This is a genomic window from Chloroflexota bacterium (assembly GCA_018829775.1).
Classification (GTDB): Bacteria; Chloroflexota; Dehalococcoidia; order Dehalococcoidales; family RBG-16-60-22; genus E44-bin89.
This window is the reverse complement of sequence record JAHJTL010000009.1, coordinates 1-2,034: the sequence shown is the minus strand read 5'-3', so window position 1 is coordinate 2,034 and position 2,034 is coordinate 1. Positions and strand designations below refer to the sequence as shown.

The following is a 2,034-nucleotide window of genomic DNA, read 5'->3' as shown; positions in this document are numbered from 1 at the left end:
GGCCGGGCTCAAGAGGTACGTCCGCCCATTTCTTGACCCGTTGCCCGCTCGTGACCATGAGCCGGATGCTGGTATCGTCGATGTATAAAGTGACCGCTTTCTTCGCCATTGCTTAACTTTCCTTGTACGTATAGATAACCATCTCGATGCTGACAGAAGGCTTACTATCTCCAGCAGGATATGGTATGCCTATGTTAACTGATCTGACCACGCCGTTGGGAAGGTCATCATTGAGCTGCGTGATGAAAGCCACCAGGTTGCCGACTTCGCCTTCAATGTTAGCGGTTAGCGGTAACGCTAGGCAGGGTACGCCTTTCAGCTCCTCATTGGTCATACCTGACGAGTTGATCTTGGTTATGTTGACGCTGTTGTTCTCGGCCGTGCTGAATAATATATCAGTGATGATGATGCTGTTCATCGGTTCTGAGAGCGTTTCCCGGGCAGTTTTAGACTGCGCGATTGTTTCGTCCAGCTGTTGCTCGAGTTCCTCCTGCTGGTTTGCGAATTGCTCGAGCTGAATCAAACTCAGCCTTGACTTGGCCTGGGCAAACTCTTCTTTCAGCTGTTTCTTCACGTCCGACTCCTGAGAGTAGACCATCCAGAGGCCTGCCAGGGCGATCAGAAAGATGCCGATGCCGATAAACAGCCAGCTTTTCTTACTCAGTTTCACCCTTTGCTCCTTGAAGTCACCAACTAGTTATAGATCTGCCATGATATAATGTATGTATTCGCACCACCCATTATTACATTAGCGACGATTTTAGCGGTGGTTCTATTATTCTCCGGATTAATTGCGGTGGCTGTAATTTCGTAGTATGTGCCGTTGATTTCACCCACGGCGCCGATATCCTCCCGGTTGGCGACCACCCAGGCGTAATGACCTCCCTGGTCCCCGGAGCCGGTTATGTAGAAAATCTGAGTTTGCACTGGTTCGGCCTCGGATACGTACGGCTTTGGAGAACCAAGTATCCAGTTCAGCAGGTAAGCGCCCTGTGAATCCAGGGTTTCATCCGGTTCATCAGTGGAGAGGTTTTCGGTAAAATTGGCTGACGACCCTGTCTGATAACTATAGTCGATGGGAGTCCTGGCGCCAACTTCCTCAAGATGTATTGTCGAGTTTCCAGAGCCCGGTTGCCAGGTGACGGTAATCGTGTATTTATAAGCATCGGCTCCTGCGTCCCAGGTCATATTGCCAGTCACATCGAGGTAATCACTGTGCTTGCCCGGCTCGATGAGTTCACCGAAATATATGGTGTAGTTCCCACTGTCTACGGTCTGTATGTTAACCTGCATGTCATTGATATTGTCCGATAGCTGGGTGGAAGGTGACTGGCCGTTGGCCAGCGACCACAAGGCATCTTCCACGCCGGCATCTGCGGCATAAGTCCCTTTCATGCCCGCTTCCAACATGTTACTGGTTTTGGCGCTGGTAAAGACCAGGTTCAGGCTCGGTAAAATGGTCAGCCCACCGATAATCAGCAGGGCCAGCGTTATCGGCAAAGCCTGCCCCAATTCTCCTTTCAGTATCAATCGCCAAATTTTACGCATTGGTTTCACATCCGCTAAATATTCGGTCGGCGTTTAATCCGGTATTCTCTTATCTCCATGGCATCCTCAACCAGGGAGGTCAGCTGCAACTTCAGTACTGGAGCCTTATAGTCAGCTTTGCTGGTATTATCTGAGTCAGCGGGGGCGTAATAAATGTGTTTGGCAATAAGCGTCTGTTCATTTGCGCCGGCGCTGCTCCAATGAGTCCGTTTCAGCGTGCCGATACCGTCAGTTAGACCTTCAAAGGAATAGGTCGCGGAGTGATATGTCTCTTCATTCAGGTCATCCCATTCCGTCCAGTTAAAAACGAGGAAAGCCGGTGATGTCAAATTCTCCGTATCGATGCTCTGTGCCATTCTGGCATCACGGCTAATCCAGTATCCGGCAGTCTGCACCTGGCGTACTGCGTTTATATGGGTATTGTTCCTCTCGGTACCCTTCATAATCTGAAATATAGCTATACTGGCCGCCCCACTCACCAGTACG

Annotated in this window: 3 protein-coding genes; all 3 read right to left on the bottom strand. The window is 50.3% G+C overall.

Going from position 1 to position 2,034, the window contains the following annotated elements; translation table 11 throughout:
* Positions 1-112: 112 nt before the first annotated feature.
* Positions 113-670 (bottom strand): hypothetical protein, encoded by a 558-nt coding sequence (locus KKD83_01340; protein MBU2534797.1) that lies wholly within the window; start codon positions 668-670, stop codon positions 113-115.
* A 23-nt stretch (positions 671-693) separates the two neighbouring features.
* Entirely contained in the window at positions 694-1,548 is an 855-nt protein-coding gene (locus tag KKD83_01335) for a hypothetical protein (GenBank protein ID MBU2534796.1), read from the bottom strand.
* 14 nt (positions 1,549-1,562) lie between these two features.
* Positions 1,563-2,034: hypothetical protein (locus KKD83_01330; protein ID MBU2534795.1), on the bottom strand; the 472-nt coding region annotated here is incomplete at its 5' end.

Excerpts from the sequence above, each read along its gene's own strand:
- KKD83_01335 (MBU2534796.1), bottom strand. The coding sequence starts at position 1,548 with ATGCGTAAAATTTGGCGATTGATACTGAAAGGAGAATTGGGGCAGGCT.